20 protein-coding genes are annotated in these 25,177 nt (G+C 66.2%); 9 read left to right on the top strand and 11 right to left on the bottom strand.

The window, feature by feature from the left end; all coding sequences use genetic code 11:
- Positions 1-43: 43 nt before the first annotated feature.
- The 4 genes from F7R19_RS13775 (at position 44) to F7R19_RS13790 (ending at position 5,648) form a co-directional block, all read left to right on the top strand.
- Positions 44-1,531, top strand: a complete 1,488-nt coding sequence (locus F7R19_RS13775) for a TolC family protein (protein WP_211922735.1) — start codon at positions 44-46, stop codon at positions 1,529-1,531.
- Positions 1,532-1,637: 106 nt separating this feature from the next.
- Entirely contained in the window at positions 1,638-3,317 is a 1,680-nt protein-coding gene (locus F7R19_RS13780; protein WP_150980985.1) for a site-specific integrase, read from the top strand.
- 115 nt (positions 3,318-3,432) lie between these two features.
- Entirely contained in the window at positions 3,433-5,046 is a 1,614-nt protein-coding gene (locus F7R19_RS13785) for a L,D-transpeptidase family protein (protein WP_150980986.1), read from the top strand.
- Positions 5,047-5,072: 26 nt separating this feature from the next.
- The gene (locus tag F7R19_RS13790; RefSeq protein WP_150980987.1) at positions 5,073-5,648 is read left to right on the top strand and encodes a YcbK family protein; all 576 of its coding nucleotides are present in this window, start codon (positions 5,073-5,075) and stop codon (positions 5,646-5,648) included.
- 41 nt (positions 5,649-5,689) lie between these two features.
- Here F7R19_RS13790 and F7R19_RS13795 read toward each other — a convergent pair whose 3' ends face one another.
- Positions 5,690-6,631 carry a GlxA family transcriptional regulator gene (locus F7R19_RS13795; RefSeq protein WP_150980988.1) on the bottom strand — a complete coding sequence of 314 codons (942 nt, stop codon included), beginning with the start codon at positions 6,629-6,631 and terminating at the stop codon, positions 5,690-5,692.
- A gap of 131 nt (positions 6,632-6,762) precedes the next feature.
- Between F7R19_RS13795 and F7R19_RS13800 the strand changes: the two genes are divergently transcribed.
- Positions 6,763-7,590 (top strand): SDR family NAD(P)-dependent oxidoreductase, encoded by an 828-nt coding sequence (locus F7R19_RS13800; RefSeq protein ID WP_150980989.1) that lies wholly within the window; start codon positions 6,763-6,765, stop codon positions 7,588-7,590.
- A 69-nt stretch (positions 7,591-7,659) separates the two neighbouring features.
- Positions 7,660-9,102, top strand: coding sequence for an HdeD family acid-resistance protein (locus F7R19_RS13805; protein ID WP_223506119.1), 1,443 nt, complete (start codon positions 7,660-7,662; stop codon positions 9,100-9,102).
- Positions 9,103-9,132: 30 nt separating this feature from the next.
- Here the strand turns inward: F7R19_RS13805 and F7R19_RS13810 are convergent, their stop codons facing one another.
- From F7R19_RS13810 to F7R19_RS13830, 5 genes are all read right to left on the bottom strand, one after another.
- On the bottom strand, positions 9,133-9,999 hold the full coding sequence (locus F7R19_RS13810; RefSeq protein ID WP_150980990.1) for a type 2 periplasmic-binding domain-containing protein: 867 nt from the start codon (positions 9,997-9,999) through the stop codon (positions 9,133-9,135).
- A complete protein-coding gene (locus F7R19_RS13815; protein WP_150980991.1) occupies positions 9,992-10,777 on the bottom strand; it encodes an ABC transporter permease in 786 nt (261 codons plus the stop codon). Before F7R19_RS13815 ends, F7R19_RS13810 begins: the two co-directional genes overlap by 8 nt.
- Positions 10,774-11,649, bottom strand: coding sequence for an ABC transporter ATP-binding protein (locus F7R19_RS13820; protein WP_061959287.1), 876 nt, complete (start codon positions 11,647-11,649; stop codon positions 10,774-10,776). The genes F7R19_RS13815 and F7R19_RS13820 overlap by 4 nt, the downstream gene beginning before the upstream one ends.
- A gap of 11 nt (positions 11,650-11,660) precedes the next feature.
- On the bottom strand, positions 11,661-12,773 hold the full coding sequence (locus tag F7R19_RS13825) for an ABC transporter substrate-binding protein (RefSeq protein WP_061959286.1): 1,113 nt from the start codon (positions 12,771-12,773) through the stop codon (positions 11,661-11,663).
- A 182-nt stretch (positions 12,774-12,955) separates the two neighbouring features.
- Positions 12,956-13,597, bottom strand: a complete 642-nt coding sequence (locus F7R19_RS13830) for an FMN-binding negative transcriptional regulator (protein ID WP_150980992.1) — start codon at positions 13,595-13,597, stop codon at positions 12,956-12,958.
- Positions 13,598-13,749: 152 nt separating this feature from the next.
- Between F7R19_RS13830 and pdxR the strand changes: the two genes are divergently transcribed.
- Entirely contained in the window at positions 13,750-15,222 is a 1,473-nt protein-coding gene (gene pdxR / locus F7R19_RS13835) for a MocR-like pyridoxine biosynthesis transcription factor PdxR (RefSeq protein ID WP_150980993.1), read from the top strand.
- Between the two features lie 73 nt (positions 15,223-15,295).
- Here pdxR and F7R19_RS13840 read toward each other — a convergent pair whose 3' ends face one another.
- Complete coding sequence (locus F7R19_RS13840) at positions 15,296-16,294, bottom strand: LacI family DNA-binding transcriptional regulator (RefSeq protein ID WP_150980994.1); 999 nt, start codon at positions 16,292-16,294, stop codon at positions 15,296-15,298.
- A gap of 300 nt (positions 16,295-16,594) precedes the next feature.
- Between F7R19_RS13840 and F7R19_RS13845 the strand changes: the two genes are divergently transcribed.
- On the top strand, positions 16,595-17,734 hold the full coding sequence (locus tag F7R19_RS13845; protein ID WP_150980995.1) for an L-talarate/galactarate dehydratase: 1,140 nt from the start codon (positions 16,595-16,597) through the stop codon (positions 17,732-17,734).
- A 64-nt stretch (positions 17,735-17,798) separates the two neighbouring features.
- Positions 17,799-18,755: a Bug family tripartite tricarboxylate transporter substrate binding protein gene (locus F7R19_RS13850; protein ID WP_150981045.1), complete on the top strand. Its 957-nt coding sequence runs from the start codon at positions 17,799-17,801 to the stop codon at positions 18,753-18,755.
- A 64-nt stretch (positions 18,756-18,819) separates the two neighbouring features.
- Here F7R19_RS13850 and F7R19_RS13855 read toward each other — a convergent pair whose 3' ends face one another.
- The 4 genes from F7R19_RS13855 to F7R19_RS13870 are packed head-to-tail and all read right to left on the bottom strand — an operon-like array spanning position 18,820 to position 25,174.
- Positions 18,820-19,800, bottom strand: a complete 981-nt coding sequence (locus tag F7R19_RS13855; RefSeq protein WP_150980996.1) for a DUF58 domain-containing protein — start codon at positions 19,798-19,800, stop codon at positions 18,820-18,822.
- Positions 19,801-19,818: 18 nt separating this feature from the next.
- Positions 19,819-20,799, bottom strand: a complete 981-nt coding sequence (locus tag F7R19_RS13860; RefSeq protein ID WP_150980997.1) for an AAA family ATPase — start codon at positions 20,797-20,799, stop codon at positions 19,819-19,821.
- A 14-nt stretch (positions 20,800-20,813) separates the two neighbouring features.
- A complete protein-coding gene (locus F7R19_RS13865; RefSeq protein ID WP_211922732.1) occupies positions 20,814-23,387 on the bottom strand; it encodes a fused MFS/spermidine synthase in 2,574 nt (857 codons plus the stop codon).
- Entirely contained in the window at positions 23,384-25,174 is a 1,791-nt protein-coding gene (locus tag F7R19_RS13870; RefSeq protein ID WP_150980998.1) for an arylsulfatase, read from the bottom strand. Before F7R19_RS13870 ends, F7R19_RS13865 begins: the two co-directional genes overlap by 4 nt.
- Between the last annotated feature and the right edge of the window lie 3 nt (positions 25,175-25,177).

The raw sequence follows: 25,177 nt of genomic DNA on the forward strand, positions 1-25,177 counted from the left end.
GCGGATCCCACCGGCGCTCGCCGCACTGGCCGCCGCGCTGTCGATGGCAGGCTGCGCCACTTCCGCGCTGGATCTTGCGCCGCCGCGCTCAGACCGGCCTTGGCAGCCGCCCACCACCGCATCCGGCGAAATCGTCGCGGGATCGGCCAGCAAGCCCGCCCCATCCGATCGGCCGTCGGACTACACGCTGCCCGCCAATCGTGCGCTGGCCACCATCGCTGCGCCGGCTGCGCTCGATCCATCGCACGCCTACACATTGGCAGAGCTGATCGATCTGGCGGAATCGTCGAATCCGCTGACACGCATCGCCTGGAACGACGCGCGCAACGCTGCGCTGGCTGCCGGCATAGCGCGCAGCAGCTATCTGCCGCAAATCTCGGCGGCCGCCATGGGCGGGTATCAGAACGGGCATCTCTCCACGCCGACGGCACTGGGACAGGCGGCGGTGGACGCGTCGCATCACGGCGCGGTATCGGTGTTGTCGCTGCAGTGGCTGCTGTTCGATTTCGGCGAGCGCGCGGGCATCGTCGAAGCGGCTGAACAGGCGACGGTGGCCGCCAACATTGCGTTTACCGCGATGCACCAGCGCATCATTCACGAGGTCAGCGTGGCGTTCTATCGCTATCAGGCCGCGCGTTCGCGCTCGGGCACCGTGCAGCGCGCGATGACCAATGCCGATGCGGTGCTGGCGGCGGCCAAGGCGCGTTACCAGCGCGGCATCGGCACTGTGGTGGAAGTGGCGCAGGCCACGCAGAACCGTGCGCAAACCAATCTGGCAATGGTGCAGGCCCAAGGCGCGGAGACCGACGCCTATCTGGCACTGGTCACGGCCATCGGCATTTCACCGCTGTCCAAGCCGCGCATCGCGGAAATGCCGGTGCGCCCGCTGTCGCCCGCCTTGCGCACTTCCGTCGAAGAGATCGTCGAATCCGCGATTGCGCAGCGGCCGGACGTGCTGGGCGCCTATGCGCTGGAACGCGCCAGCCAGGCGAAGGTGAAGGCGGCCGAGGCGGCGTTTATGCCAAAGGTGTTCATGTCGGCATTTGCGTCATATGCGTCCGGCGGATCGGCGATCACCGCCATTCCGCCGATCGGCCAGCAACCGCCCACCGTGAACCTCAACGGCTATCGCTACGGCAACAGCGTATTTTTGGGCGTGACCGTGCCGATCTACGACGGCGGCATGCGATCCGCGGTGCTCGCGCAGGCGCGCAACGATGTCGACAGCGCGTCGGCGCGCCTGGCCCGCGCCAAACAGGAATCCGTGCGTCAGGTCGTGGTCAGCCAGAGCGCGCTGGAATCGAGCCTGGCCGCCTACGACGCCGCGCGCGCACTGGCCGATGCGGCGCAGGTCACCTACGACGCCGCGTTCGCCGCCTACAGCAAGGGCGTGGGAAGCGTAACCGAAGCCAATCTGGCGCAGAACCAACTGTTGCTGGCCCGCAATGCATCGGTCGATGCTTATAGCGGCGCCCTGGCCGCCGCCGCGTCGCTGGCGCTGGCTACCGGCGCGATCGGCTCGGCGCCTTGAACGTATGACATTGCGAATCGACCCTGGCGGATTCGCTTTGTGTCGATGCCATTGCGATAACTTTTCTTATCGCAATGGGTTTCGTACGATGCTAAACTTCCCCCCCATGAAAAATGGCTCGTCCCTCGATCCCCTGACGTTTCCCGATGCCGCGTCGCTGGCGGCGCTGCGCGCCTGGCATGCGGGCTTGTCCACGCGGGCGGCGGTTGCGCAATACCTCGATGGCGACCGCTTGCACGGGCAATCGTCGCGCGGGATCCTGGGAGCGATTCGCCGGCGTCTGGCCGCCTACGCGCGCTACCGTTTGCGCGAGGATCTGGCCGCGTTGTTCGAATTTCCCGCCGCCGAACGCGCGCAGTTGGGCAGATCGGCCGATCAGGCCATCGAGACGCTGCGCGCCCTGCCGCCGCCTGCGCCGGCGATTGCCGACGACATCGGCATGTGGCTGGCGCCGTCGGCGGTAGCGGCGCTGCGCGCGCAGGATATCCATACGCTGGCCGATCTCACCGTGCGGATACCGCGCCGCCGGCAATGGTGGGCAACCATTCCCGGTCTTGGCGTCAACGGCGCGCGCCGCATCGAAGCGTTCTTTGCCGCGCACCCCGAACTGACGGCCCGCGCCCGCGCGCTGATCGCCACGGAGCCGCGCGGCGTGATCGTCCCGTGGGAGCAGATGGGCCGGCTTGCGCATGAAGTCGATGGATCGCTCGGCCAGTTCCGCGCGCCGCGCGAGACCTGTTCGCTCAATGCCGACAACGACTATGCCGCGGTGCAGGCGTGGCTCGGGCTGCATGAATCGCCCGCCACGCAACGCGCCTATCGCAAGGAAGCCGAGCGGCTGATGCTGTGGGCCATCATCGAGCGCGGCCGGCCGCTGTCGTCGCTGACCACCGAAGACGCCACCGCCTATCGGAATTTCCTGCGCCAGCCCGCCCCGCGCGAGCGCTGGGTCGGGCCCGCACGACCGCGCAGCGCCGCCGACTGGAAACCGTTTACCGATGCGTTGTCGCCGCGCTCGGCGGCCTACGCGCTGCAGGTGCTGGGTGCGCTGTTCCGCTGGCTGGTGCAGCAGCGCTACGTACTGGCCAATCCGTTTGCCGGCCTGAAGGTGCGCGGCGGCAGCAAGACGGCGGCGCTGGACATCTCGCACGCGTTTTCCGAAGGCGAATGGATGATTACGCGCAGCATCGCGGATGGACTCGAATGGTCATACGGCTGGGAGGCCCCGGCCGCGCAACGCCTGCGCTTCATTCTCGACTTCACCTACGCCACGGGGCTGCGCGCCAGCGAACTGGTGGGCGCCACGCTGCGCAATATCGAAACCGACGTGCATGGCGATCATTGGCTCGCGCTGGTCGGCAAGGGCGCCAAGGCAGGCAGGGTTGCACTGCCGCCGATGGCGCGCAATGCGCTGGATCGGTATCTGGTCGAGCGTGGTCTGCCGGTGACGCGCGCGCACTGGAATCCGGACCTGCCGATTGTCGGCAGCCTTGGCCCGGAAGAAAGCGGCGGGATCACCGGCGCGCGGTTATGGATGGTGATCAAGCGCTTTTTCGGGACCGCGGCAGACCTGCTGGAAGCGGAACGTCCCGCCACCGCGGAAAAACTGCGCAAGGCCAGCCCGCACTGGCTGCGCCACACGCATGCCACGCACGCGCTGGCGCGTGGCGCGGAACTGACCACCGTGCGCGACAACCTGCGGCACGCGTCCGTATCGACCACATCGCTCTATCTGCACGGCGACAGCATCAAGCGCGCGCGGCAGATGGAGGACGCGTTCGGGTAGGCGTCCGGGCGGTGGCGGGCTTTTCGCGCAATGCGCCGAATAGACGCCCTGAAACAGGGCGCCTCGGAAGGATCGGATAGCATAGGCTCCGGAGAAACGCTTTCACCCCCGTCCAATGATCGTTGCATCGAAGCCAAACGCTACCACCGCGCATGCTCGCGCCCTTCCCTCGTTTGTGTCCCGTTTCGCGCGTCTGGGCGCCGTATGGCTGTGCTGCGCAGCCACCAGTGCACTGGCGCAGCAGCCCGCGCCGCTGTGGTTTGTCGACGGGCGGCCGACACAGGCCGCACAGGCTGCCGTCAAGACGCTCGCCAATGCCGGCACCGAGGGCCTGGAGCCGCGCGACTACGATGCGGACGGCCTGCAACGAACGCTCAAGCACGCCATCGACGACCCCGCGCTGCCCGCCGACGCAGTGCAGCGTATCGATGGCACGCTGACTGCATCGGTCTCGCGCTATCTTGCGGATCTACACAAGGGGCGCGTCGATCCGCGCAAGGTCGGCGCCAATTTTTCGACGATCGACACCAACGCATCGTTCGATGCCGGCCGCTACCTGCGCGACGCCCTGGCGGCCAACCGGCTGGCCGAAGCGCTGCGCGACGCCGCACCGTCATTCCCGCTGTACGGCACGCTGCGCGATGCACTGGCGCGCTATCGCACCCTGAGCGCGCTGCCTTATTGGGATCGCCCGTTGCCGACACCGCCCGGCGGCAAGCTCACTGCAGGCCAGCCCTATGCCGGCCTCGCACAACTGGCGCAGCGCCTGGAAGCGCTGGGCGACCTGCCGCAAGGCACGAAACTGCCGCAGCACTACGAAGGCGCGCTGGTTAGCGCAGTCAAGTCGTTCCAGACGCGTCATGCGCTGGACGCCGACGGCGTGATAGGCGCCGGCACGCTGGCACAGCTCAATGTGTCGCCGGCCGCGCGCGTGCGGCAGATCGCACTGACCATGGAGCGCCTGCGCTGGACGCCGCTGACCGGAGGGCCGCGCATGATCGTGGTGAACGTACCCGAGTTCATGCTGCGCGCCTATGACTACCAGGACGGCAAACTCGACATCCAGCTTGAAATGAAGGTGATCGTCGGCAAGGCGCTCGATACGCGCACGCCGCTATTCAAGGAGGACATGCGCTATATCGAATTCAGCCCGTACTGGAACGTGCCGAGTTCGATCGCGCGCCGCGAGGTCATTCCGCATGCGCAACGCGACCCGTCGTACTTCTCGCGCCAGGGCTTCGAATTCGTCTTCGGCAACCAGGCCAGCGCAGCGCTGAACCAGGCCAATATCGACGCCGTGCTGCATGGACAGGCGCGCATTCGCCAGCGGCCCGGGCCGCTCAATGCGCTGGGCGACATCAAGTTCGTGTTCCCCAACAACCAGGCCATCTACCTGCACCACACGCCGGCGCCGCAACTGTTCAGCCGCGGCCGCCGCGACCTCAGCCACGGCTGCATCCGCGTGGAAGCGCCGGTGGCGCTGGCTCAGTTCGCCATGCAGGGGATGCCCGAATGGACCGAGACGCGTATCCGTGAGGCAATGACGGCCGGCAAGTCGAAAACCGTGGCGCTGCGGGAGCCGGTTCCGGTGGTGCTGGCTTATGGCACGGCCATTGCGCGTGCCGATGGCCGGGTATACTTCGTGCCGGACATTTATGGTCAGGACAAATTGCTGGACCAGGCGCTGCGCCAGCGCACGTTTAGCAAGCCTGCCACCCGGCCTTCCTGAATGCCGCTACCGTTGTAAAAATCTCCATGCCTCAAATCGATTCCTCACCGCGTCGCCGTTTTTTGCATCGCTCTGGCGGCATCGCGCTGGGCGCCGGTGTCGCCGCATTTGCCGGACTGTCAGCGCGCAGCGCGCAGGCGGCGCTGCCGACTGACGCCCGTTCGCTGGCGTTCGATCACACGCACACCGGCGAAAGCGTCTCGCTGATCTATGCAATAGGCGATCAGGTGCTACCGCAGGCACAGCGCACGCTCAACCATTTCCTGCGCGACCATTACTCCGGCACCGTGGGGCAGATCGATCCGCAACTGTTTGGATTGCTGTTCGCGCTGCGCCGCGAAGTCGGCAGCGACGCGCCGTTCCAGGTGATTTCCGGCTATCGCTGCCCCGCCACCAACGACCGCCTGCGCCGCACGCGCGGCGGCGGCGTGGCCAAGCGCAGCCTGCATATGGACGGCATGGCGATCGATATCCGCCTGCCCGGCGTGGCCCTGGCGGATCTGCGCGACGCCGCGCAATCGCTGCAAGCCGGCGGCGTAGGCTTCTACGCGTCGGACAATTTCATCCACGTGGACACCGGGCGCGTGCGGCACTGGGGCTAAACGCCCGACCCGCGCGCCGCGCCACCTACGCACCTACACAACTACGCGCGCGCCTCGCGCCGCACCGCCTGCGGTGGCAGGCCAAAGCCGCGCATAAACGCTTCGCGCAGATGACGCCGGTCGCGAAAGCCGGTCTCCTTCGCCACCACATCGAACGAATGCCGGCTTTGTTCGATCATCAGCCGCGCGGCTTCCAGACGCAGACCTTCGATGGCCTTGGCTGGCGATTGTCCGGTTTCCGCGGAGAACACGCGGCTAAACTGGCGCGGACTCAAATGCACGGCTTCGGCCAGATCCTCCACCGTAAGCGCGCGATGCAGGTGCTTGCGCGCATAGTCGAGCGCGCGCTGAATCCGATCCGATTTCGGCGCCAGATCGAGCAACTCCGAATGCTGCGATTGGCCGCCTGAGCGACGCTGGTGCATGACCAGCTTGTGCGCCACCGACCGCGCGATCTCGGCGCCCAGGTCTTTTTCCACCATCGCCAACGTCAGATCGAGTCCCGCGGTCATTCCCGCGGAGGTCCAGATCGGCCCGTCGACAATGTAGATGCGGTCGTCCTCTACATGGATATCGGGATGCCGGCGCTGCATTTCGCGGGCATAGGCCCAGTGCGTCGTAGCGCGGCGGCCGTCGAGCAATTGCGATTCCGCCAGCACGAACGCACCCGTGCAGATCGACGCCACACGCCGCGCGCGCGGCGCGGCCTTGCGGATGAAGCGCAGCATCGCTTCGGGCGTCGGGTCCGCCAGCGGATCGGCAACTCCCGCCACGACCCAGGTATCGACTGCGCTGCGCAGGCTGGCGGCGCGCGTGTCGACGCGCATGCCCAGCGACGAACCCGTTTGCCCGCCATCCATCGAGAAATTGTCGATCCGGTAAAACGGCTGCCCGACCACCATATTGGCGTACTCGAAAACGCTTTGCGCGGCCAGCGCCATCACCTGGAAGCCATCCATCAAGAGAAATCCCACGCGGTGCATGTTTCGGCTCCAATTTTTTCGATGTCCTGAAACGTGACTATATACGTCATTTCAGTCATTGGTGGGCCGGCCTACCATGCTTCACACGGATGCCGGGCCTCGGCATCGAAAACCGAACCTGGAGAACCATCATGACGACTCAACATCCCATCGCGGCGGAACGCGGCACGGCGCTGATTACGGGCGCATCAACGGGCATCGGCGCGATCTACGCCGACCGCCTGGCGCGGCGCGGCTACGACCTTGTGCTGGTGGCGCGCAATCGCGACAAGCTCGAAGCGCTGGCGCGCCGGATCTCGGACGACACGGGCCGCGCGGTCGAAGTGTTCCCCGCCGATCTGAATGATCGCGCCGCCCTGCTCGATGTGGAGCAGAAATTGCGCAGCGATGCCAGCATCACGCTGCTTGTCAACAACGCCGGTATCGGCACGCATACCCCGCTGCTGGACAGCGATGTGGAGCGCATGACGCAAATGATCGAGCTGAACGTCACCGCGCTGACGCGCCTGACCTACGCGGCCGTGCCGGGCTTCGTCGCGCGCGGTCGGGGCACCGTCATCAACATTTCCTCGGTCGTCGGTATCGCACCGGAAGTGCTGAATGGCGTGTATGGCGGCAGCAAAGCGTTCGTGACGGCTTTCAGCCAGTCGCTGCATCACGAGCTTGGAGCCAAAGGTGTGCGCGTGCAGGCCGTGCTACCGGGCGCAACGGCAACCGACTTCTGGGAGACGGCCGGCCTGCCTATCGAACACCTGGACAAGTCGATCGTGATGGATGCCAACGACATGGTCGATGCGGCGTTGGTGGGCTTTGATCAGGGCGAACTGATCACGATCCCCGCGCTGCACGCGGTGGAACGCTGGAACGTCTACGAGGCCGCACGCCAGGCGATGGCCAGCGAGCTGTCGCGCAACACGCCTGCGCCACGCTACTTGAAAGACGCGCCGGCCGCGGTGTGATGTCATCGGCAGGCGTTACGACGGTAGAATCCGGCTGCTGCACCCCATGCACCATGCCGGAGACCGCCGATGGTTCGCTTGCTGATGTTGCTGCTGGGCGTTGACTACCTGCGCTCGCGCTGGAAAACGCTGGCCTGGGCCGGCACGATCAGCCTCGTGGTCGGCGTTGCGCTGTTTGTCGATGCGCTCGATGGCCGGCTCGATTTCCCGATCGAGCCATTTGCGTGGCTGTTGTTGCTGGAAGGCCTCGCCACGCTGACCGTGGCGTCGACGGGCATGGGCGGGCAGCGCACGCTGCGCTATGTAAAGGGCCTGGCCTTTACCGTGTCGGCCTCGCTGGTATTGGCGGGGCACCACCACGGGCACATGATCCTGTCGCTGATCTTCGGCGTGCTCTTTCTGGCCGACGGCCTGCTGCAGGTGGCGTCGGCGCGCGTGGTGCGCTATCGCACCTGGCGGCTTGCCATGGCGGGCGGCCTTGTCGAAATCCTGCTGGCGATTTTCTTTATCCAGCCCTATCCCACCCACTATGTGGGCACGGTGCCGTATTGCGTCGGGCTTGGGCTGATCTTCGGCGGCTGGAACATGCTCTTGCTGGCATCGCGCGTGCGGCGGCTGGCGCGCAATCCGGACGATGCCATGCGCGGCGCAACCCATGAGGGCGTCCTCGCCGCGCAGGCGTCCGCCGGGAATGGCGCGATGGCCCCAACGTCGCGTTCAGGTGCGCGGCGCGGACCCATCACATGGGACGGGCCGCCCACGGCCGACGAACGCGCGCTGACCGTTCACGTCTGGACGCCGGTTGGCTCGGCAAAATCGGAAGCACGGCGCCAGCCGATCATCGATCGCTATATCGCCGCGGTGGATCGCGATGGGGTGATATCGACGGGGCACGCCGCGCTCGAATCGCCCGAAGGGATCTATATCAGCCTCTATCCGGCAGTGGAGATCGATCGATCGCCCGACGACTTCACGCGACTGCTGCGCGCCACGCAAGAGAACGACGTGCCCGGCGTCTTCCAGCCCGACTATCCGACCGAATCGAAGGCGTGGTGCCCGTCGACGGTGCGCGTGCGCATTCGCAACTACGACCCTGGCCGTCTGCAGGCGTTCTGGGAACGCTATCGCCAGGACACTACCTACAACCTCACGCACCGCAATTGCTCAAGCACCGTGGCGCGCGCGCTCGATGCGGCGCTGGAAGGTGCCGCCAGCCGCGTCTGGGCGCGTCTCGATGGCTGGTGGCCGCTGTGCCGCCTGCTGTTGACGCCGGAATTGTGGGTGGCCTCTCATCTGCGCAAGCGCGCGACCACCATGGCGTGGACACCGGGGCTGACGCTCGACTATGCGCGAGCAATGAGCATGCTGGCCGATCCGCGCCCGTTTGCGTGGGCGACGGTCATGCAGCGCGTATTCGGGCGGCGCGCTACGACGACGGCACCGACACACGGTGTCACCCAGTCCGCCGCACGGCCCACTTCAAGCGAAGCGCAGCAGGATCCGCCGCGCTAGGTGCGCCGTGCGGCGATCTCAGCGCCGGTTTCACGAATGACAGACCAAGCCGTCCTGCAACTGGCTCGCCTCGAAGGCGACGTCGCCTGCGCGCTGTTCGCGCGCACGTGCCAGCGCGCCGTCGCGTCGCCACTCGCGCACCGCCTGCGCCAGCCATGCTGCGGATTGCGCATCGTCGATACGCATCGCGATCTGGGCGCGCTGCTCGTCGGCAGGCACGACGTCCTGCAACGGCCGATAGAAACGCCACTCCTGCAGCGTCAGCAAACGCTGAAGCACCTCGCTGTCATCGGCCAACGCCTGACATTCGCCGGCAAGAAATCCGCTGGCCGCGCGAATCGACGAACCATAGACGCGCACTTTGGCGCCGAGCGTCCGCACCAGATGCGTGACGTAGGGACTCCCCTGCGCGACGCAAACCGCTTGCGCGCGTAGGTCCTCGGCGCGCTGGACAGCGCTGCCGCGCAGCACCAGCAATCTTCCCGGGCCGACCGCGTAGGCCGACGGCACCGCCACCATCCCGTCGTGCGCATCGGCGGCGCCCGCCAGGACGACGTCGACGTCGCGCTGCGCTGCTTGCCAGGCGCGCGATCCGGGCTCACCCGGCAGTCCGACCACGCGCAGATCGACGCCGAGCCGCTGCGCCATAAAGCGCGCCATCGCCACATCGAAGTGATCCGGCGCCGGCAACGTCGGCGCCTTGGGCGGGGCGGGACGTGCGTACTCGCGCACGCCCACCACCAGCGTGCCGCGCATCACCACCGCGTCGAGCAGACGCCCCTTCGCGATCGGCCGCGCAGTGCCATAGGCGGCGGCGACCGCCGCGAAGATTGCCGCGCCGACTACCATCGACGCCAGGCCGGCGCCGCTCCATCGCAAACGTCCGCGCTCAGCCATTGAGCGTCAGGCCCTTGCGCCAGCGCGTGAGCCGCGCCTCCACCAGCGCCAGCACGTAGTTCAGTGCCAGCCCCAGCAATGCCAGCAGCAGGATGCCCGCATACATCGTGGGTATCTGGAACACCTCCTGCGAGTTGAGCGTGAGGAAACCGAGCCCCGAATGCGCGCCGATCATCTCCGCCGCGACCAGCGCCGTGATGCAGTAGGTGCCGGCCAGACGCACGCCGGTGAAGATCGATGGCGATGCCGCCGGCAGCACCACCTTGCGAAACACGAACAACCGGTTGGCACCCATCGAGCGCGCCGAATCGATCAGCAGCCGATCCACCTGCTTGACGCCGCTGATGGTGCTCAGCAACACCGGCCAGAACGACGCCCAGAAAATGATGGCGACCTTCGACGTCTCGCCAATGCCCAAAAACAGGATGAATACCGGAAACAGCGCAAATGCCGAGGTTTGCCGGAATAGCTGCAGGATCGGATCGACGATGGCCTCGAAGCGCGAGAACCAGCCCATCAGCAGGCCAAGCGTCACGCCCAACGCGATGGCCGACAGCAGGCCATACAGCGAACGCTGCAGGCTCGCCAGCAGGTGTTTGAATAGCGCACCGCTGGTGATCAGATCCCAGATCGTGACAATGATCTGCGATGGCGGACTGAGATAGGCGTCGCTGACGATGCCAAACCGCGGCACCAGTTCCCACAGCAGCAGGAACGCGGCGATGCCAAACAGGCCGAGCGCGCGATCGCCAAGGCGAGACAGCGATGCGCGACTCATGTCGCCACCTTTGCGATTGTCCGTTCGGCCTGGACACGTTCGCCGGGATTGGCCGTGGCGCCGAGCGGGCGCGGCACGGCGGCCGGGTTCGCGAACTGCACTTCGTCCTTGAGGATGTCCCACGCCTGCTGGCGCAGACGCACGAACGCCTCCGAATTGCGGACTTCTGCAGCGCGCGGGCGTGGCAACGGCACCTCGATGATCTGCTTGACGGTGCCCGGCCGCTTGGTCATCACGGCAATGCGGTCCGACAGGAAAATGGCTTCGTCGAGGCTGTGCGTGATGAAGACGATGGTCTTGCGCCGCTGCTCCCAGATGCGCAAGAGCTCGCCCTGCAGGATCTCGCGCGTCTGCGCATCGAGCGCGGCAAACGGTTCGTCCATCAGCAACACATCGGGCTGATACGCGAGCGATCGCGCAATCGCCACGCGCTGCTTCATGCCGCCGGAGATCTCGTGCGGATAGCGCTGACCGAAGCCAGTCAGACCGACCAGATCGAGATACTCTTCGGCGACGGCGCGGCGTTTGACACGCGACACACCACGAATCTCCAGGCCGACCTCAATGTTCTGCAACACCGTGCGCCACGGGAACAAGGCATAACCCTGGAACACCACGCCCTGCGCCAGGTTGATGCCGCGCAGCGGTGTGCCGTCGATTGCAATCTCGCCGCCAGTACGTTGTGTCAGGCCGGCCAGAATGCTCAGAAATGTCGATTTTCCGCAGCCCGAAGGGCCCAGGATGGAAATGAATTCGCCCTCGCGTATATCGAGGTCGAAATCGCGCAGCACCGCCACCGAATCGGGGCGCCCCGCTTCATTGCGCACCGCGTAGTCCATCCGCACGCCGCGCGCCACGATCTTGTCGCTCATGCCCGGCCGCCCTACGCTTTGGCGGCCCGCGCAACGCCCGGGGCCTGGGCAAACGGATTGAACTCGTTGGTGTAGATGTCGCGCGCGGCCACCTTGCCCTTCGGCAGCTTGCCTTCGGCCTCGAGCACATCGATGTAGTACTGGATCGGCGGCTCCGTCACCACGAGGTTGTCCACGTACGCATAGCGATCGACATATTCGAGCTGCAGGTTGATGCGCTTGGACACCAGCTTGCGCGCCTCCTCGGGATTGGCGTTCACCCAGTTGGCAGCCCTGGCCAGCGCGTTGACCACATCGCGTACCGCTTCGGGATGCTCGCGCATGAACTTGCCGTGCACGCTGTACGGCTGCATGCCGCCCAGCCCACCATCGAGATCGAAGTCGCTCCATAGCCGAGTCAGTTTGTCGGCATGGTCTGCGCGCCCGGAAAATGGCGCATGGATGATCGCCAGGTCTGTATTGCCGGTGACCAGCGTCTGTTCGGCCTGGTCATCGGGGATCACGACAAAATTGATCTTGTTGACGTCCACACCCTTCTGGCGCAGGAAGGTCTTGGTGACGAATTCCGCGCAGGCGCCAAAGCTGTTAATGCCGATGGTCTTGCCTTCCAGATCCTTTGGCGACCGAATGCCCGCATCCTTGCGCACGAAATACTTCATGTGCGGCGCGTCCTGCAGCGTCTTGTTGCCGGCGGCCACCACCTTGATGTCTGCACCGCTCGCCACGGCGGAGATCACCAGCGGCACCATGCGCGATCCGAAATCGATTTCCCCGGTGCCGGTCAGCGGAATGATCTGCGGCGCCGATACCTTGCCGATGTAGTTGGGGCGCGTGTTCGTCCCGTCGAAGTAGCCTAGCTGGTCGGCCAGATAGACGAGATCGAAAGTCGGATTGTCGGGATAGCGAAAGCTGACCTTGTCGCCCGCTTTGCCGATCACCGCAGGCGCGCCCGTGCCGCCTTTCGACGCGACCGGCGCGCTGTCGTCGGCGCTACGCGAGCACGCGGCCAGCAATGGCGCGACGCTGCCGGCCACTGCCAGCGAAGCCAGTTGCTTGAGCGCGCCGCGGCGCCCGCTGGCTTGGGATAAACGCGGCGGATAGGGCTTGTGATCGGTCGAGGCCATGGTGTCTTGTTGTGTGATGAGTGCAGTTCGCCCCGCAGTATTGCCAGCGCCGCACCCTCACACAACGAAGACTTTTGACTATCGATATTGCCTGGTCGACGACAGCGCCCACGTCCCGCATGGCGCAGCCCCTGCTCGACTATGTGCGGCACGTCACGCGCGCACGCACCGGATCGCACGCCTCAGCCGTCCGCCTTGGCGTTCGCACTGTCCAGCATGGCCTGTCCGATCTCGGTGCTGCCCTGCCCCATCAGTGCAGTGGCGGCGCCGCGGATATCTCGCACCTCCTTGTTCTGCCCGAGCTTGGCCTTTCCTTGCAGGCGCGTGATGCGGATCTCGATGCCGACGATGGCCTTGAGCATCTGGTCGATAAAATCGGCCGGCGCATCGGACATTTTCCATGGCTCTGGCTGGGTCGATTCGTGCGTGCGCGTGAGGCGGGCCACCACGCCGCGCACGTAGCGCTCGTCATCGTGGATCGTGATGCGGCCGTGCGCGTGCACGACCTGATAGTTCCAGGTCGGCACCTGTCTGTGGGCCTCGTGCTTGCTCGGGTACCAGGTGGGCGAGATGTAGGCATCGCCGGCGCGGAACACCACCAACACCTCATCGCCATTGGCCACGTCCTGCCACACCGGGTTGGCGCGCGCCACGTGCGCCTTGAGGATGCCCTGTTCGCCTTGCGTCGTATCGAGTTCGAACGGAATATGGTTGGCATCCAGGCCGCTTGCGCCGTGCGTGAACAGCGTGCCGAACGGATGCGCCGAGATCAGCGCGTGCAGGGTCTCTGGGCGGGAAACATCGAAATGGGCGGGGACGTACATGACTGCTCCGGCGTGTTTCTCAAGGGGATGCAGTGCATTGTCGACATAAAGTGGCGTAGAGTGTAGGGCCAGTTTGGCTGCATTCCAGCAGACCAGTATCCGGGCCACCCCTCCCGTCCATCGCCCCGTTCATCGCCCCCATCCGCGCCGCCATGCCAAGAACAGCCAAGGTGCCTGAAATGCCGTTTATCGGATCGCTGCAGCGCGATGCCGGTCCGCTTGGCGTGCAACTGGTACGCGCGATACGCGACGCGGTGGCACGCGGCGCCCTGAAGGCGGGTGAGCCGCTGCCGTCTACCCGCGCGTTGGCCGATGCACTTGGTGTCTCGCGCGGAACGGTGGTCGAGGCGTTCGAGCAACTGGTGGCCGAAGGCGTGCTGGCGGCGCAACCCGGTGCGGGCACGCGCGTGGCCGCGACGCTGGCGCCCGCCGCCACACCGCCGCGCCGCCAACGCAACGCGGCAGAGCTGGCTCCGGCAGCGCTCGCCTTCGCACGCATTGCCAGCGAATTTTCCGCGCTGCCCCAGGCCCCGTTCGCGGTGTCGGTCCCGGCGGGCGCCGCGGCTCCCAACGACGCCTGGCGCAGGCTTGGCAACCGGCTGCGCGCCAGCGGCAGCGCCGCGCCGTCCGGCTATGGCGACCCGCAAGGCGCGCTGCCGCTGCGCGTGGCGATCGCCGACTATCTGCGCCGCTCACGCTCGGTGCAATGCGACGCCAGCCAGATCGTGATCACCACCGGCACGCAGCAGGGCCTGTTCCTGTCGTGCCAGGTGCTGCTCGGTCGCGACGATGCCGTGTGGGTGGAAAATCCCGCCTATCGCGGCATTACCGCCATCCTGGAAAGCACCGGACCGCGCGAGCGCATCGTCCGCGTTCCGGTCGACCAGGAAGGCATCGACGTCGATGCGGGCATCGCGCTGGCCCCGCACGCACGCGCGGCGTTTGTCACGCCATCGCACCAGTATCCACTCGGCATGCCGCTTGGCATGGCGCGCCGCAAGGCGCTGCTGGGATGGGCCGAAAGCCATCGCGCGTGGGTCGTGGAAGACGACTACGACAGCGAGCTGCGTTACGCCGGCCATCCGTTTCCGTCGCTGCAAGGGCTGGCGCCGGACCGCGTGGTCTACCTGGGCACGTTCAGCAAGATCCTTTATCCGTCGTTGCGGCTCGGCTATGCCGTATTGCCGGACGCGCTGGTGGACGCCTACATTGGCGCGCGCATCCTGATGGACCGCCATCCACCGGCAGCCGACCAGCACGTGCTGGCGGCGTATATCGAAGAAGGCCACCTCGATCGTCATATCCGCCGCGTGCGCGGTGTGCATGCGGAGCGGCGCGCCTGCGTGATCGATGCCGTGGCGCGCCATGTACCGCCGCATCTGGCATGGCTGCAGCCGTCCGACCAGGGCATGCATCTGGTGCTGTGGCTGGCGTCCGGTATCGATGACCGGCAGGTGGTGAAGGATGCCGTGGCGGCCGGTGTAGCCTTGCGCGCGGTGTCGCCGCTGTATGCGCAAGAAAACGGCCCGGCCGGCTTGATTCTCGGCTTTGGGGGATTTTCCGATCAGGCCATCGATGCGGCAGCGTCAAAGCTCGGCGCCATTCTGCGCACGGCGGGGCGTTGATCGCGCCGTTAGCGGAGTCAGCAATACACATGCGGCCGATGCCACGGTCCGCGCGCAACACGCAATGGACAGACTATGTCGTCGATTCCCGCTCGACGATCCGGAATCCCACGTCGATCACGGCCTCGGCGGCGGGCTCGCCGCGGCAGCGCGCCAGCAGCAGGCGCGCGGCGGTCTTGCCGATGTGCGCGCCATCGACCTGCACCGTGGTCAGCGATGGCGACATATGCGCGGCGAAGTCGGCGTCGCCGAAACCGCAGACCGCGATGTCTTGCGGCATGCGCAGGCCGCGCGCCCTGGCCTCCTCGATCACGCCCTGCGCCAGTTGGTCCGAACTGCAGAAAATCGCCTCGATCTGCGGGTCCTGCCGCAGCAGATCGCGCAAGGCCTGACGGCCCAATGCCAGACTGCTGGGCGCGGGCACGCATGCCGTCGGTACGTCGTGGCCCAGCGTCGAGATAAAACCTTCGCGGCGAACGGCGGCACGCTGGTCGTCGCCCGTGGCAATGCCAAATCGCCGCCAGCCCTTGCTGAGGAAATAGCCCGCCACCGCGCTGCCGACCTTGAGGTGCGAAAACCCGACGGCCATGTCGACGGGACGATCGCTGAGATCCCACGTCTCCACCACCGGAATGCCCGAACGGCGCAGGCGGTCGCGCGAGGCCTGCGCATGCACGAGGCCGGTGACCACAATGCCGTCGGGCCGACGGCTGATCATCGTTGCCAGCAGCGCTTCCTCGCGCGCGTGGTCATAGCCGGTCTGGCCGAGGATCAACTGATAGCCGGCCGCGTCCAGCGCATCGGTCAATGCCTTGACCGTGGGAAGGAACTGCGCCACCGCGATGTTGGGCACCAAGGCCGCCACAGTCAGGCTGCGGCGCGATTTCAGGCCGCCCGCGAGCAGATTGGGGATGTAGCCGGTTGCCTCCACCGCCTGGCGCACGCGTGCAATGGTCTTGGCGGAGACAAGTCCCGGATTGCTCAACGCGCGCGACGCGGTGATCGGTGAAACGCCTGCTTCGCGCGCCACGTCGTGCAGCGTGACGGATTTGTTGCCCGTTGAATCGGCCATGCGGATCGGAAAGAAAAAAATGGATGCGGTGTAGGCGCGGGTAAACCACGACGGCAAGCGGCGTTTTGCCGGTTGACCTGCCAAAATGACAACGTTAGCATTCGGCTCATCGGATGTCTCGCTGACACACAATCATTGCCGCGGGACCCCACTTTCACCTTGGTACGCGCGTTGTAGCGCCTCGCCAAGGATGAAGGGGCGCATTATAGCAATGCCGACAGGCCGTTTTTCGGCCTTTTTTTGACAACGATGTCATACGATGTCTGAAGTCTTGGACCTACTCTACTGGAAGCGCTTTCCATGACCGCCTCGCCCGCTGCCGACGCCATAACTTCGATCCGGCTTTCTTCCTGTTACCTGCCGCTGGCCACGCCGATCAGCGACGCAAAGGTGTTGACCGGCCGTCAGAAGCCGATGACCGAGGTCGCCATCCTGTTCGCCGAGATCCGTACCGCCAACGGGCACGAGGGTCTTGGATTCAGTTATTCGAAGCGCGCCGGCGGCCCGGGCCAGTTTGCCCACGCCCGGGAGATCGCGCCGGCGCTGCTGGGCGAGGACCCCAGCGATATCGCCAAGCTGTGGGACAAGTTGTGCTGGGCCGGCGCCTCGGTGGGCCGCAGCGGGTTGTCGACGCAGGCGATCGGCGCATTCGATGTCGCGCTGTGGGACCTCAAGGCCCGGCGTGCCGGGCTGTCGCTGGCCAAGCTGCTGGGCGCGCATCGCGATACGGTGCGCTGCTACAACACCTCTGGCGGGTTTCTGCATACGCCGCTCGATCAATTGCTGGTGAATGCCGCCGCGTCAGTGGAACGCGGCATTGGCGGCATCAAGCTCAAGGTGGGCCAGCCGGATGGCCGGATCGACATCGAGCGCGTCTCGGCCGTGCGTGAAAAGCTCGGCGATGCCGTGCCGATCATGGTCGACGCCAATCAGCAATGGGATCGGCCTACCGCGCAGCGGATGTGCCGCACCTTCGAGTCGTTCAACCTGGTGTGGATCGAAGAACCGCTCGACGCCTACGATCACGAAGGCCACGCCGCGCTGGCGCAGCAGTTCGATACGCCGATCGCCACCGGCGAAATGCTGACCAGCGCCGCCGAGCACTGGGACCTGATCCGGCATCGCGCTGCGGACTACCTGATGCCCGACGCGCCGCGCGTGGGCGGCATCACGCCGTTCCTGAAGGTGTGCGCGCTGGCCGATCACGCCGGGCTGATGATTGCGCCCCACTTCGCGATGGAATTGCATGTGCATCTGGCTGCCGCGTATCCGCGCGAGCCGTGGGTCGAGCATTTCGACTGGCTCGAGCCGCTGTTCAACGAGCGGCTCGAGATCGGCAACGGACGCATCAAGGTGCCCACGCGGCCGGGCCTGGGGCTCAGCATCAGCGACCAGGCGCGCGCGTGGACGCGCGAAACAGCCGATTTTGCCGCGCCTTGATCGGCGTGATCAGCGTGATCGGCGCGGCACCGCATCACATTCCCAATAACAGGAGACAACCATGATGAAGAAAGCTCTGGTATCGCTGCTGCTTGGCGGCAGCCTCGCAGTGGCCCATGCGGCCTGGCCGGAAAAACCGGTGACGATGGTGGTGCCGTTCCCGGCGGGCGGATCGACCGATAACGTCGCGCGCATCCTCAGCGCGAAGTTCCAGTCGACCTTCGGCGGCAGCTTCGTGGTGGACAATCGCCCCGGCGCGGCCGGCATGATTGGCGCGGCGGCCGTCAAGCGCGCGCCGGCCGATGGCTATACGCTGTTCGTGTCGTCGCTGGGCCCGTTCGTGATCGGTCCGCATCTGACCAAGAACCCCGGCTACGATCCGACCAAGGATTTCGACTACATCAGCGTAGCCGTGCAGGCCCCGAACGTACTGGCCGTCCCGGCCGCCTCGCCGCACAAGTCGCTGCAGGACGTGATCGCGTACGAGAAAGCCAATCCGAACAAGATGACGTTCGCGTCGGCGGGCAACGGCACCAGCGACCATCTCACGGCCGAGCTGTTCTGGCAGCAGACCAACACCACTGGCCTGCATGTGCCGTACAAGGGCGGCGCGCCGGCATTGAACGACTTGCTCGGCAGCCAGGTCGACGCCACCTTCATGAACATCAACACCGCGGTGCCGCATATCAAGGCCGGCAAACTGCGCGCGCTGGCCATTACCAGCAGCAAGCGTTCGCCGATTCTGCCCGATGTGCCGACCATGGAAGAACTGGGCTACAAAGGCGTGACGGTCTATTCGTGGCAGGCGCTTGCCGCGCCGAAGGGGCTGCCCGCCGATATCAAGGCCAAGCTGCATCAGGCGGTGGTCGCGGCGATGAACGACCCGGGCGTCAAGCCCAAGCTGCTCGAAGTCGGCTTCGAGGTGGTGGCCAATACGCCCGAGCAGTTCACGGCGTTCCAGGCGTCGGAGTTTGCGCGCTGGAAAAAGGTGATCCAAACCGGCAACATCACTGCCGACTGATGCGATGGCGCGGATGACCGGGGCGCGCGCTAGCGTTTGCCCCCCACCGCGCCGCTCGCCGCACCTACGCGGTGCGCCCCAGCAGTCGACGCAATTGCGCCGCGGTATCTTCGGCGGCCGACAGCGGTAGCAGCGGCACGCCGATGCCCTTGTGCCAGTCCATTAATGCGGCGCTGTGAGCGTCGGCAAAGCCGCGGATATTGCGTCGCAGTGCTTCCTGCCCGAACCCAAGCTCGACCTGCAATTCGCCATCGCTGACGACGAGATGGCCGGACGCGGGCAATTCCAGCAGGAACGGGTCGTAGACCAGCACCGACAGCACGTCGTTGCGCTGGCGCAGCGCCAGCATCAGACGCCGCGTCTGTGCGTCGCTACCATCGAAATCGCTAATCACGATGACCAGGTGGTCGTGATGCGCCACACGCAACGCATGTTGGAGCGCCGTGTTCAGTTGCACCGCGCCGCGCTGTGCCGGCGCGTCGGCCCGCAATTGCTGGTTATAGCGGACCAGTTCACCGAGCAGATGCAGCACGCCGTGGCGGCTGCGCTGCGGCGCCACGCTGGTCTGCGCCGCATCGCCAAACACCACGCCGCCGACGCGGTCGCCGTCGGACAGCACGCGCCATGCCGCCAGCGCCGCGGCTTCGGCCGCCGTCACCGATTTCATCGCACGACGGCTGCCGAAGAACATGTTCATGCGCTGATCCACCACCAGCAGGACGGGACGTTCCTTCTCCTCGGCATAGATCCGTACGTGAGGCTTGCCGGTGCGCGCGGTGACACGCCAGTCCATGGTGCGCACATCGTCGCCAGGCAGATATAGCCGCAGTTCCTCGAACGCCAGGCCCCGACCATGCACACGCGATCCATGCCGCCCGGACAGCAGGCTATGCACCGGCTGGCGCGCGCGGAAGTGGAAATCGCGCACGCTGGCTTCCAGCGCCGCCAGCGCGGCCATGTCAACGTTGACGCCCGGCGTGGCCTGAGAGGCCGGCGCGGCGCTGCCCAGCGGCGCGCGTGTGCGGGCGGCGGCGTCCTTTGCCATGGGATCGACGCGCGGCCGTCAGGCCACCGCCACGCGCTGCAACAGCCGGTCAATCACGGCATCGGCGGAAACCGCCGCGGCGTGCGCCTCGTAAGACAGGATCAGGCGATGCCGGAATACGTCGTGCACCACGGCCTGCACGTCGTCCGGCGTGACATGATCGCGGCCGCGCAGCCACGCAAGCGCGCGCGCCACCTTGTCCAGCCCGATCGAACCACGCGGACTGACGCCCACCTCGATCCACCGTTTCAGGTCGTCGTCGAAGCGGCCCGCATCGCGCGTGGCCTGGACCAGCGTGACGATATAGCGCTCGACCGGCGCGCTGACCGCGATGCCGTGAATCGCGTCGCGCGCGGCGAAGATCGCCGCCGGCGACAGCCTGCCCGGTTCGCCCGATGCATCGGCCGAGGCCGACGCGGACGCTTCTTCCTGCCGTGCCAGGCGGATGATCTGCGCTTCTGCGTCGCCTTGCGGATATCCGACGCTGACATGCATCAGGAAGCGATCCATCTGCGCTTCTGGCAACGGATAGGTGCCTTCCTGCTCGATTGGATTCTGCGTGGCCATAACCAGAAACAGCGGCTCAAGCCGGTGCGTGTTGCCGCCTACCGTGATCTGGCGTTCTTCCATCGCTTCGAGCAGCGCGGCCTGCACCTTGGCTGGCGATCGGTTCACTTCGTCGGCCAGCACCAGGTTGGCAAACAGCGGCCCCGGCTGAAAGCGGAATTCGCCCTTGCCGTTGTCCGTCACGTAGATGTCGGAGCCGGTGATATCGGCAGGCAAAAGGTCCGGCGTGAACTGCACGCGCGACAGGCGCGCATCCAGATGCCGCGCCAGGCTCTTGATGGCGCGCGTCTTTGCCAGGCCGGGCAGCCCCTCCACCAGCAGATGGCCGTTCGCCAGCAGCCCGAGCAATAGCCGCTCGATCATCCGTTCCTGCCCGACGATCGACTCGCCCATACGCGCCTGCAGCGCCAGGATGTCGTCGCGCGCGCTCATGGCGTGCCTCCTAGTCAATGAGCCGGTCGGCCCCCGGTAAACCAGTTGTAATAAGGATTGTCTGGCGCGGCCTGCATCACGGCGGTGATGTCGCGCAGCCATTGCTCGCGGTCGCCGCGATAGGCGTCGAGCCCCGCCGCGTAGAACCTGTACAGCGTGGCGCGCTCGGCGCGTATCTGCCGATATAGCGCGTCATCAGCGCCGGACAACGGCGGGTCCGACGACATGTCGAGCAGTTCCTGCAATACCTGCGGAAATTCCTGTCGGCGCACCCAGCCCGTGTACTCGATGCGCGGGCGATCGTCGGTAACGGCGGCGGCATCGCCGGCAAACCAGTCCAGCCCGGCGCGGTCTGTGACGTACGTGGCCAGCAAGGCGGCAGGCGAGGCAATGCCTACCGCCTGCAGCGCCGCCGATACCTTCGCGTCGGCAAATCTCGATGCAATGCGTGGCGCGTCGAGCGTCAGCGGCTGCATCGAGCCGACCAGCAGCATTTCATGCAGCTCGGTGGTCCAGAGCGAGGCATGCGGAAACACGTCGAGAAAACTGCGCACCAGCGAGCGCGTGTCGTCACGATTCTGCGTCGGCAACGGCAGCCATTGGGCCACGATGCCGTGCTGCCGCAGCCGCGCCGCCGCCAGTTGATAGAACTCGCGCGAGTAGAGATTGACAACGCCGCTGGCCGACGGCGGCGGCGGCTCAAGCGTGATCAGGTCGTAGCGCTGCGCGCTCTGCAGCAGCTCGCGCCGGCCGTCGCGCAACCGGATATCGACGCGCGCGTCGCGGCTGACGTCATAGTTGCCCTGGAAGCTCGGCGCGGCGCGCACCACGGCCGGCAACAGCTCGGCCACCACCCGCTGCTCCATGCCCGGATACTGCAGCAGCGCGCCGGCCGTAATGCCGGTGCCGAGCCCGATCACCAGCGCCGAGCGCGGCGTCGCGTCATGCACGATCATCGGCAGCAGCGCCTGCAACCGCATATAGCGCAGCGACGTCATGGTGTCGCCCGAATTCGAAACGCCCTGGATATACAACCGCCGGAACGGTTGCGACGCCTTGCCCTGCTGCACCACGGCCACCGTGGCACCACGGCTTTCCTCGTAGAACACCAGCGATCCGCCGCGCGTCTTGGCCAGCAACGCGGCAAGACGATCCGCGGGCGTGGCCACCGCGACGATCACCGTGACGACCACCAGCAATGGAATGGCAAAGCGCGCGCGACGCCGCACGCCATCGCCAAACGCGATGGCCAGCAACGCCACCAGCCCGCTGGCCGCTGCCAGCACGCCAAGCGTGTGCACCACACCAATCGACGGCACGAGCACGAATCCCGCCACGACCGACCCCGCAATGCCGCCGAGCGTGTTCAACGCGATCACCGCGCCGACTCCCGAACCCACGCGCGCGGCGTCGACCGACAGCCTCACGACATACGGGAACGCCGCGCCCAGTAATATCGTCGGCACCAGCACGATGCAGAGCGCCGCCACGGCAAAACTGGTGCACGTAGCGACCAGCAGGCTGCCCGTGGCGCCAAGCACCCGTTGCGACACCAGCGCCTGCGCGGCGGGCAGCCATTCTCCGAGCCACGCGAATTCGATCAGCGCCACACAGCCCGCACCGGCTACGAGCCACGCGAACATCGCCCAGGGATCGCGTGCGCTATCGACACGCCGGGCCACGCACAGGCTGCCGATCATCAGGCCCGCCAGATAGGTGGCCAACACCACAGCGAACGCAAAAGCGCGCGTGCTCAGAAACTGCACGATCGCCTGCGACCACACCACCTCGTAGCCAAGCGCGATGCCGCCGGCCAGCGCGTAGAGCGACAGCGCGAGCGTCCGTTGCGTAGCAGGCCGCGCGAGCGATGATGCGGCTGCTGTCGCAGCGGCGACGTTGACGGGGGCATGACGGCCGAAGCGCCAAGCGCCAAGCGCGGCCAGACCGTTCAGTGCGGCAGCCGCCAGGGCGCTGCCCGTCACGCCTAGCCACGGAATCAGTACGAAAGCAGCGGCCAGCGTGCCGGCGATGGCGCCTGCCGTGTTGGCCGCGTAAAGTTGACCGCCGTGTTTTCCCAGTTGCACGCCATCGGTGCGAATCGCGCGCATCAACGCGGGCAACGTGCCGCCCATCTCCATCGCGGGCACGCCCACCAGCAGGATCGGCAGGATCCATGCGGCCACACCGGCGCGCGCTTCCAGCCATGCAAACGGTGCGGCGCTATGCGCCAAGGCCAGCGTCGCGCCGATCGCCAGCGCCGCGATGGCGCATTCGAGCCAAAGGTAGAGACGCCACGCTGACGACACGCGATCGGCAAGGCGCCCCACCATCCAGCCGCCGAAGGCCAAGCCGGCGAAGAAAGCGCTGACACCGATCGACACCGCATGCACATCGACACCGACCACCAGCGACAACTGCTTGATCCACAGCACCTGATAGACCAGCCCGGCCGCGCCCGATGCGCACAACAACACCGCGGCCTGCCAGAGGCCGCGGCTTGTGCTAGCCGTCAGGTCCGCCGCGGGACGGACGCGCCGGGCACGGTGGTCTGTCACGTCCGATCCCAGCTTGCGGTTGGCCGACGTCACTTCTTCTGTTGCGTTTGCGATTGCACGCGCTGCATCTGGTCTGCCACCTGCTTCTTGATCTTTTCGCTGGCCTGGTCGATCGTGAAGCTGGCCGGCAACTGGCTTGGCGGGTAGTCGACGAAGGTCTGCAGGAAGTTGATCGCCCGGCGGTTGCCTTCGATGAACAGATACGGGTTCTGCGTTTCAAGATCGAAGTAGCGGTTAGTCGGCCCGGTATCGGCGCGCTCATACGGGTCCATGCGCAGGTTGAAGTATTTCGGCGCGCGCAGACAGGTGAACGGTTCCTTCCAGACCATGAACGATCCATTCTGTCGCTGTTCGCAGAACACGATCTTCCACGCGGTCGGTGTCGTGGCGCCCTGTGTCAGCACGTCATAGCGCATCGCCACCAGTTCCGCATCGTCGTTGAAGTAGTAGAACTCGTTGCGTGCGCTCTGCTGTGTCTGCCCGGTCAGCAGCGGCAGCTGGTTGTAGCCATCCAGATGCAGCTTGGCCGATTTGCCGCCCAGCGACGTGCCCTTGAGCAGCCGGTCCTTGATATCGCCATCGCCCGCGGCCGCCAGCAGCGTCGGGAACCAGTCGAGCCCCGACATCAGTCCGTTGGTTACCGTCCCCGGCTGGATTTTGCCCGGCCATCGCACCATCGCGGGCACACGGAAGGCGCCTTCCCAATTCGAATCCTTCTCGCTGCGGAACGGCGTGTTGGCTGCATCCGGCCACGTGAAGAAGTTGGGGCCGTTGTCGGTCGTGAAGACCACCAGCGTGTTGTTGGTGATACCGGCATCGTCCAGCGCCTTCAGCAGCTTGCCAACGTTCTGGTCCATTTCCCACATGCCGTCCGCATATTCATGGCCCAGGCCCAGCCCCGCCTTGCCGCGATATTCGGGACGCACGTGCGTGAACAGGTGCATGCGCGTGAAGTTCATCCACACGAAGAACGGCTGCTTGCCCTGCGCCTGCTTCTGGATGTAGTTGATCGCGGCGCCCGTGGTTTCGTCGTCGATCGTTTCCATGCGCTTGCGATTGAGCGGACCGGTGTCCTCGATCTTGCCGTCGGCGGTGCTGTGAATCACGCCGCGCGGGTTATAGAACTTGAGGAAGTCGGGGTTGTCCTTCGGCCAGTACGGCCGCTCGGGCTCTTCCTCGGCGTTCAGGTGATAGAGGTTGCCGAAGAATTCGTCGAAGCCGTGCTTGGTCGGCAGGAAGCGATCCTGATCGCCCAGGTGGTTCTTGCCGAACTGCGCGGTGGCGTAGCCCAGCGGCTTCAGCGCCTGCGCGATCGTGACATCGCGATCCTGCAGGCCAACCGGTGCGCCCGGCAGGCCCACCTTCGACAGGCCCGTGCGGAATACCGACTGCCCGGTGATGAAGGTGGAACGTCCCGCCGTGCAGCTGTTTTCGGCGTAGTAATCGGTCATCATCATGCCCTCGCGGGCAATCCGGTCGATATTCGGCGTGCGGTAACCGACCACGCCATTGCTGAACGCGCTGACATTGCCCAGCCCGACGTCATCGCCGAAGATCACCAGGATGTTTGGCTTGCCGCCAGGCGCGCCCTGCGCCGGCGCCGCGGCAACCGGCGACGCGCCCGCGCTGGCATCGGGGGCGGACGCCACGGGTGCAGACGCCACTGGTGCGGGCGTCACCGGCGGGGCGCTGGCCACGGGCGGCGGCGCGACGGGTGCCTGGGCGGCGGGTGTCTGCGCCGGCTTGTTTTCGTCAGCCTTCTTGCAGCCGGCCACGGCCACGATCGCAATGATCGCCGTGGTCGCAGCCAGCCTGGTCATACG

This window comes from Cupriavidus pauculus (assembly GCF_008801835.1).
GTDB lineage: Bacteria > Pseudomonadota > Gammaproteobacteria > Burkholderiales > Burkholderiaceae > Cupriavidus > Cupriavidus pauculus.